The organism is Sphingomonas bacterium, assembly GCF_903642285.1.
In the GTDB taxonomy this organism is placed as follows: domain Bacteria; phylum Pseudomonadota; class Alphaproteobacteria; order Sphingomonadales; family Sphingomonadaceae; genus Sphingomonas.
The window spans coordinates 1-7,062 of sequence record NZ_CAHJWJ010000046.1; the positions used below are offsets into that span (position 1 = coordinate 1).

Genomic DNA, 7,062 nt, shown 5'->3' on the forward strand with positions numbered 1-7,062 from the left:
TCGACGGTGATCACGCCTTCCTTGCCGACCTTCTCCATCGCTTCGGCGATCTTCTCGCCGACGACGGTGTCGCCGTTCGCCGAGATGATGCCGACCTGTGCGACTTCACGCGTGCCCGACACGGGCTTGGACCGCGACTTGATGTCCTCGACGACCTTCAGGACGGCGAGATCGATGCCGCGCTTCAGGTCCATCGGGTTCATGCCGGCGGAGACCGACTTCATGCCCTCGCGAACGATTGCCTGGGCGAGGACGGTCGCGGTGGTGGTGCCGTCACCGGCGACGTCGTTGGTCTTCGACGCCACTTCGCGCAGCATCTGCGCGCCCATATTCTCGTACTTGTCCTTCAGCTCGATCTCCTTGGCGACGGTGACGCCGTCCTTGGTGATCCGCGGTGCACCGAAGCTCTTGTCGATGACCACGTTGCGGCCCTTCGGTCCGAGCGTGACCTTGACCGCATCGGCGAGGATGTCGACGCCGCGAAGAATGCGCTCACGCGCGTCGCGACCGAATTTTACGTCCTTGGCTGCCATTTTGGCTACCCTTTCAAAAATTGGAAGTGGTGGAAGTGGACACTACGTCAGCGTCGGAGAGCGATGGTCCGTGCATTCTCAGCGACGCGCCGAGAAAGACCGGAAGCGCATCAGCCGACGATCCCGAGGATGTCCGATTCCTTCATGATGAGCAGGTCTTCGCCGTTCACCTTGACCTCGGTGCCCGACCATTTGCCGAACAGGATCTTGTCGCCGGCCTTGACGTCCAGCGGGGTGATCTTGCCGTCTTCGGCCTTCAGGCCGGTGCCGGCGGCGACGACTTCGCCCTCCTGCGGCTTTTCCTTGGCGGTGTCGGGAATGATGATCCCGCCGGCCGTCTTCTCTTCCGCTTCCACGCGGCGGACGAGGACTCGGTCGTGCAACGGACGAAAGTTCATTGCGGTTACCCTCTTTTGCAAAGTGTGACAGTTTTCTGGCACTCAGGGGTTCCGAGTGCCAACGCCCGCCATATGCGAGCGGGGTCGGCGAACGTCAAGGCGGTGCCGATCATTTTCATCACCTCGGCTCGACCGGCATCCATCGCACCGCGCATTCGCCCATGATCTCGCGGCACGATGGTGCAAGGCCGGGGTGACGGGACTGGGATTTACGTGCGCCTCCCCTTGCTCTAGCCCTGATCGCCACACGACCAAGCAAGGAGCGATGGAGTGAGGCTGGTACGGGGCGCATGGAAGCTGCTGGTCGCGATCAAGGACGGGCTCGTCCTCATCGCGATGCTGATCTTCTTCGGCGGCATCTTCGCCGCGTTGAACGCCCGGCCGAACCACGCGGTCCATGACGGCGCGCTGGTCCTCGATCTCGACGGCGCGATCGTGGAGCAGGCCGCCGAGCCGACGACCTTCGCCGCATTGTCGGGAGGCGGCACCACACAGCAATTCCGCCTGCGCGACGTCGTCCGCGCGATCGATGGCGCGAAGGACGATACGCATGTGAAGGCGGTGGTGCTCGATCTCGACAGCTTCGGGGGCGGCTATCCCGCCGCGCTGACCGAGGTCGCCGCCGCGATGGGCCGGGTGCGTGCCAGCGGCAAGCCGGTGCTGACCTACGCCACTGCCTATACCGACGGTGGCTATCGGCTGGCGGCAGCGGCTTCCGAGGTCTGGATGAACCCGCTCGGCGGTACGCTGTTCCTAGGGCCGGGCGGGACGACGCCCTATTACAAGGGCCTGATCGACAAGCTCGGCGTCGACGTCCACGTCTACCGCGTCGGCAAGTTCAAGTCGTTCGTCGAACCCTATACCCGCGCCGACGAAAGCCCGGAGGCGAAGGAGGCGAGCCAGGCACTTTACGGCACGCTGTTCGCCGACTGGCGCGACGCGGTGGCGAAGGCTCGGCCCAAGGCGCAGGTGGCACCCTTCATCGCCGCCCCCGACAAGGCGGTGCTGGCGACGAACGGCGATATCGCGAAGGCCAATCTGGCGGCGGGCATCGTCGACAAGCTCGGCGACCGCACCGCCTTCGGTGCACGCGTCGCGGCGCTGGTCGGGGCCGACCCGAAGAAGAAGACCGCGGGCAGCTTCGCGACGATCAAATATCAGACCTGGCTCGATGCCAATCCGCTGCCGACGAGCGGCGACGCGATCGGCGTGCTGACGGTGGCGGGCGATATCGTCGACGGCAGCGCAGGCCCGGGCGCGGCGGCGGGCGACACGATCGAGGCGGCATTGTTCAAGGGGCTGGCGAAGGACGATCTGAAGGCGCTCGTCGTCCGCGTCGACTCGCCGGGCGGATCGGTGCTGGCATCGGAAAAGATCCGGCTCGCGATCCTGGAGGCGAAGAAAAAGGGGCTGCCCGTCGTCGTGTCGATGGGCGGGCTGGCCGCTTCGGGGGGCTATTGGGTGTCGACCACGGGCGACGCGATCTATGCCGAGCCGTCGACGATCACCGGATCGATCGGCATCTTCGGGATCATCCCGACCTTCGAGAAGACGCTGGCGAAGATCGGCGTGACGTCGGACGGGGTGCGGACCACGCCCTTGTCCGGGCAGCCCGACGTGTTCGCGGGCACGACGCCGATGCTCGACACCATCATCCAGGCGGGGATCGAGAATGGCTATCGCCAGTTCGTCGGCCGAGTCGCCGCCGCGCGTCATCTGACCCCGGCGCGGGTGGACGAGATCGGCCAGGGCCGCGTATGGGACGGCGGCACCGCGCATCAATTGGGGCTGGTCGACCGGTTCGGCACGCTGAAGGACGCGATCGACGACGCCGCGCGGCGCGCGAAACTCGATCCGGCGAAGGTGCATGCGGATTATCTTGAGAAGCAGCCCGGCTGGTTCGCGACGATCGCCCGCGACTTCGCCGACCAGGACGACGATGCGACCGTGCCGCACGACGTGTTCGCCCGCATCGCCGCCGACCGCCGTCAGTTGTTCGCGCACGCGCTCGGCGACCTGCAGCGGCTGGCGATGGCGGGATCGATCCAGGCGCGCTGCCTGGAATGCGGCGGCATGGGCCCGACGTCCACCGACGCCGCGGATGCGAAGCTGCTCGATCTGGTGTTGGCACGGGTCGGGTTCGGCGGATAATCGTGGCCTGCACGTTCGGTTTGAAGAAAGTTTTTCGCTGGACGGCGCAAAGACACGAAAAAGTCTGACCCGGCCGCAGTCCGATCATCGAAAGCGGGCGACGTAAAAATTTCGAGAATGAAATGCTGCCGCTGGCATAAGCGGACCTTCGTGTCTTCGTGTCTTCGTGCGAGCAAACCTCCTTATCGCCGCCCCCGATAGGCCGGCAGCGCCAGCCGCCAGCGCATCGCCGCGGCGCGCAGCGTGAAGCCAGCGCCGGCGGCGACGACCGCGGCCGGCGCGGGCGATGCCCCCGCCTCGATCAAAACCACATAGCTGGCCGACGCCAGCGCCGCCGCGGTCACATAGAGTTCGGGGCGCATCAGGATCGACGGCTCGTGGGCGAGCACGTCGCGGATGACCCCGCCGATGCAGGCGGTCACCACCCCCATCACCGCGGCCGGGACCGGCGGGACGCCATAACCGATCGCCTTCGCTGCGCCGTAGACCGCATAGGCCGCGAGCCCGACCGCGTCGAACCAGTCGAGCGCCGCGCCGCGCCACCAGCGTTCGGGCGTCACCCAGATCACGATGGCCATCCCGAGCACCACGCTGGCGGCGCGTGCGTCATGCACCCAGAACACCGGCGCGCCGATCAGCAGGTCGCGCATTGTCCCGCCGCCGACCCCGGTGACGAGCGCGAAGAACGCCAGCGTCACCATCGTCTGCCCCCGTTTCGCCGCCGCGAGCGCACCCGACGCGGCGAACACCGCGAGCCCGGCGAGATCGAACCACGGCGCGAATGCGGGGAGCAGCGCGACTTTCGGGAGGATGTGGGGGGCGAGGTGAGGGAGCATCGCGCGAGGGTTAGGGGATGCGGGCGTGCAGGGGAACGGGACTGGCGCGGCGGATCGCTTCGTCCTTGCCACTCACTCTGCGCCACCCCGGCGAAGGCCGGGGCCCGGTTGCAACGGTTGCGGTAAGGGCAGGATGCACTCTCCAATGATCGGGTCGCAGTCGGGCCCCCGGCCTTCGCCGGGGTGGGGAACAGCTCCAGCGTCCGACCTTTCAGGTCCGGCCAAGCGGTCAACCCAAAAACCAAAAACCAAAAAAAGGGCCGGCATCGCTGCCGACCCTTTGTCGCCGTACCTTGTCGCATCCGGGAAACCGGCCGAAACCAATCCCCGTCCGCCACCGGTTTCGGCGGCGAGCGTCGTTCCGGGCCGCGAACGGCCCCGCACCTCGCCCTTCGGTCACCGGGCCGGACGGCGATCACGCTTTCGCGCATCCTTCGTCCGACCGCGGCGGCCGGCTCGGCTTTCGTCGGCCTGGAGCCGCCTTCCGCCTCGCCTTCCGGTCGATGCCGCCTTCGCCCTGTCGCGGACCGTTCGCACGATCGCGCCGGGGACGAGGGAGTGACATCTTCCGACCCGATCATCGCGCCAGGTCCGTTTGCGCGGATCGTCCTCGACCATCGGTGCAGCGATCCGGCGTTTCTCCCGTTTCCGGTCGTCCCGCCGTCTCTCCGCAGGACCGATGCTGTCACGCCGCCCGAGTCGCACAAAGCGTCGAATGCACCGCTTGCCCTGTGGATAACGTGGATATCGTGGAGCGTTTCGTCGCATCCGTCCGTTGCATGATCACATCCAAGGAGATTGGCGATGACGACACGTAGCGGATCGGCGAAATACGAAGGCCTTGGCAGAGACGGCAAGGGTCATGTCTCGACCCAGTCGGGCGTGCTGAGCGATAGCCCTTACGGTTTCAACACCCGGTTCGAGGATGCGCCCGGCACCAATCCGGAGGAATTGATCGCCGCCGCACATGCCAGCTGCTTCACGATGGCGCTGAGCTTCGCGCTGGCGAAGGCGGGCTATTCGACCGGCACGCTGGCGACGACCGCGAAGGTGACGCTGGACAAGGACGGCGACGGCTTCGCCATCACCAGGTCCGACCTGACGCTGACCGGCAAGGTCGACGGGATCGCCGCCGACGAATTCGCCACCATCGCCGCCGATGCGAAGGCGAACTGCCCGGTGTCGAAGGTGTTGAACGCCGAGATCACGCTGACGCACGCGCTCGACTGATCGTACCGCAAGGCGGCGGTGTCAGAGGATGCCGCCGCCGAGCATCAGGCGGAACGCGAAGATCACGATCAGCACCAGGTTCAGGTTGCGCCCGGCATTGTGCGATGACAATGCCCCGACCGCGGCACCGACGATCCCGATCGGGATGACCAGCCAGTTCATCCAGCCGAGCAACGGCACGAAGGCGACGAGACCGAGCGCGAGCGTGACGAGGCCGACCAGGATCGAGACGATGTTGAGCATCGCGTAACAGGATGACGCGACTTCGCCCGCGCGACAAGCCGGTCCCCGCGCGAAACGCCAATTTAACCACCGCGCGACCATGAAGGATCGGCGCGCGCCACGCGTGCCAACCGAAAAGGTCCGCGATGCCGCGTCGCCCGCTATTGCTGCCGATCCTCCTGCCCTTCGCGCTCATCGCGTGCGGCAAGACGCCGTACGCGCCCCGGACGCTGGACAGCCTCGACCGCGAGCTGACCGACGCCAACGCCGCGTCGCCCGCGCACGACCCGGCGCTGACCGCCGCGCTGCACGACCAGATCATGGTCGATCCCGCGCTGGCGCAAACGTCGAACGCCGACGTCATCCGCCCGCCGAGCCGCCCCGATCCGATGGCCGTGCCGCCGACCGCGGCACGCGCCGATCCGGTCGACCCCGCAAAGCTGAAGACCGCGCCTGCAGCCTCTGGGGATTGCCCCGATTGCGAGCTATCGAAGGGCGCGCTGACGCTCGGCGCGCTCGGCGCGCGGCAGCCGAGCCGGCCGCTGGCACAGTGCGCGCCGCTGATCGCCTATTCGGCGGGCTGGTCCAACCGCCTGCCGCAGGGCCTGGGTCTCTATCCCGACGCGCGCGTCGAGGAAGCCGCGGGTACCGACGGCAAGGGCTGTTCGCTTCGCATCGTCAGCTTCGCGAGCGGCGCGGCGCCGGCGCGGGTGATGGATTGGTATTTCACGCAGGCACGCGCGGCGGGCTTCACCGCGGAACACCGGGCGGACGAGAAGCAGGACGTGCTGGCGGGGACGCGGGGCGGGACGACCTATATCCTGTATCTGTCGCGGCGTCCGGATGGCGGAACGGATGTGGATCTGATCGCCAATGGTTGATCGGAGCCAGCCGCGGCGCGTTTTTGATCGATCCGAACCGAGGGTGTTTTCCTGCGAACGCAGGAACCCAGGGTAACGACCGTCACCGCTTGTGATCATGGGCTCCTGCGTTCGCAGGAGAACGGATCGGTTCGATCGCAAACCGCCCCGGCCTTCGGGTGGCGCGCTGTCGGGTGAGGTGTGCTCCTCCCCCGCCATTGCCGATATTGCCCGCACGCCGTAGGGCAAGCACCATGCAACCCCTCCTCCTCGTGACGATCGGCGGCGCGATCGGCAGCGCGGCGCGGTATCTGACCGGCCGCGCCGCGCTGGCGCTGCTTGGTCCTGCCTATCCGTGGAGCGGGACGCTGACGGTCAACCTCGCCGGCGGGTTCGCGATGGGGGTGCTGGCGGGCGTGCTCGCGCGCAGCGGCGGGTCGGAGCAATGGCGGTTGCTGCTCGGCGTCGGCGTGCTGGGCGGCTTCACCACCTTCTCCGCGTTCTCGCTCGATATCGTGACGCTCGCCGAGCGCGGCGCGCTCGCCACCGCGCTTGCCTATGCGCTGGTATCGGTCGTCGGCGCGGTGCTGGCGCTGTTCGCCGGGCTGTCGATCGTGCGGGCCGTGGCATGAGCGAGGTCCGTACCTTTTCGGTCGGTTACGACGATGACGGCATCCGGCTCGATCGCTGGTTCAAGCGGCATCTGCCCGACACCAGCTTCACCACCGTCGCGATGTGGGCGCGCACCGGGCAGTTGCGCGTCGACGGCAGCCGCGCGGCACCCGGCGACCGGCTGGAGGCGGGGCAGACGCTGCGCGTGCCGCCGCCCGAA

8 protein-coding genes and 1 pseudogene are annotated in these 7,062 nt (G+C 67.5%); 5 read left to right on the forward strand and 4 right to left on the reverse strand.

Going from position 1 to position 7,062, the window contains the following annotated elements; all coding sequences use genetic code 11:
- On the reverse strand, positions 1–533 hold a 533-nt coding region (locus HUU99_RS15070), incomplete at its 3' end, for a TCP-1/cpn60 chaperonin family protein (protein ID WP_302479997.1).
- Positions 534–643: 110 nt separating this feature from the next.
- Positions 644–931, reverse strand: a complete 288-nt coding sequence (gene groES / locus HUU99_RS15075) for a co-chaperone GroES (RefSeq protein WP_174287393.1) — start codon at positions 929–931, stop codon at positions 644–646.
- Positions 932–1,201: 270 nt separating this feature from the next.
- On the opposite strand from groES, the gene sppA reads away from it, so the two are divergent.
- Positions 1,202–3,082 (forward strand): signal peptide peptidase SppA, encoded by a 1,881-nt coding sequence (sppA, locus tag HUU99_RS15080; RefSeq protein WP_174287394.1) that lies wholly within the window; start codon positions 1,202–1,204, stop codon positions 3,080–3,082.
- Between the two features lie 182 nt (positions 3,083–3,264).
- On the opposite strand, the gene HUU99_RS15085 is transcribed toward sppA, so the two are convergent.
- Complete coding sequence (locus tag HUU99_RS15085; RefSeq protein WP_174287395.1) at positions 3,265–3,918, reverse strand: trimeric intracellular cation channel family protein; 654 nt, start codon at positions 3,916–3,918, stop codon at positions 3,265–3,267.
- Between the two features lie 804 nt (positions 3,919–4,722).
- Between HUU99_RS15085 and HUU99_RS15090 the strand changes: the two genes are divergently transcribed.
- On the forward strand, positions 4,723–5,148 hold the full coding sequence (locus HUU99_RS15090; protein WP_174287396.1) for an OsmC family protein: 426 nt from the start codon (positions 4,723–4,725) through the stop codon (positions 5,146–5,148).
- 21 nt (positions 5,149–5,169) lie between these two features.
- Here HUU99_RS15090 and HUU99_RS15095 read toward each other — a convergent pair whose 3' ends face one another.
- Complete coding sequence (locus HUU99_RS15095) at positions 5,170–5,391, reverse strand: hypothetical protein (protein WP_174287397.1); 222 nt, start codon at positions 5,389–5,391, stop codon at positions 5,170–5,172.
- Positions 5,392–5,516: 125 nt separating this feature from the next.
- Between HUU99_RS15095 and HUU99_RS15100 the strand changes: the two genes are divergently transcribed.
- The 3 genes and pseudogenes from HUU99_RS15100 to HUU99_RS15110 all read left to right on the forward strand — a co-directional run.
- The gene (locus HUU99_RS15100) at positions 5,517–6,251 is read left to right on the forward strand and encodes a hypothetical protein (protein WP_174287398.1); all 735 of its coding nucleotides are present in this window, start codon (positions 5,517–5,519) and stop codon (positions 6,249–6,251) included.
- Between the two features lie 233 nt (positions 6,252–6,484).
- Positions 6,485–6,862 carry a fluoride efflux transporter CrcB gene (gene crcB, locus HUU99_RS15105; protein ID WP_174287399.1) on the forward strand — a complete coding sequence of 126 codons (378 nt, stop codon included), beginning with the start codon at positions 6,485–6,487 and terminating at the stop codon, positions 6,860–6,862.
- Positions 6,859–7,062 (forward strand): annotated as a pseudogene (locus HUU99_RS15110) (RluA family pseudouridine synthase); the annotation flags it as partial. The gene crcB and the pseudogene HUU99_RS15110, both read left to right, overlap by 4 nt.

Coding starts and splice junctions, on each gene's coding strand:
- HUU99_RS15090 (WP_174287396.1), top strand. CDS start 4,723: ATGACGACACGTAGCGGATCGGCGAAATACGAAGGCCTTGGCAGAGAC.
- HUU99_RS15095 (WP_174287397.1), bottom strand. CDS start 5,391: ATGCTCAACATCGTCTCGATCCTGGTCGGCCTCGTCACGCTCGCGCTC.
- groES (WP_174287393.1), bottom strand. CDS start 931: ATGAACTTTCGTCCGTTGCACGACCGAGTCCTCGTCCGCCGCGTGGAA.
- crcB (WP_174287399.1), top strand. CDS start 6,485: ATGCAACCCCTCCTCCTCGTGACGATCGGCGGCGCGATCGGCAGCGCG.
- HUU99_RS15100 (WP_174287398.1), top strand. CDS start 5,517: ATGCCGCGTCGCCCGCTATTGCTGCCGATCCTCCTGCCCTTCGCGCTC.
- HUU99_RS15085 (WP_174287395.1), bottom strand. CDS start 3,918: ATGCTCCCTCACCTCGCCCCCCACATCCTCCCGAAAGTCGCGCTGCTC.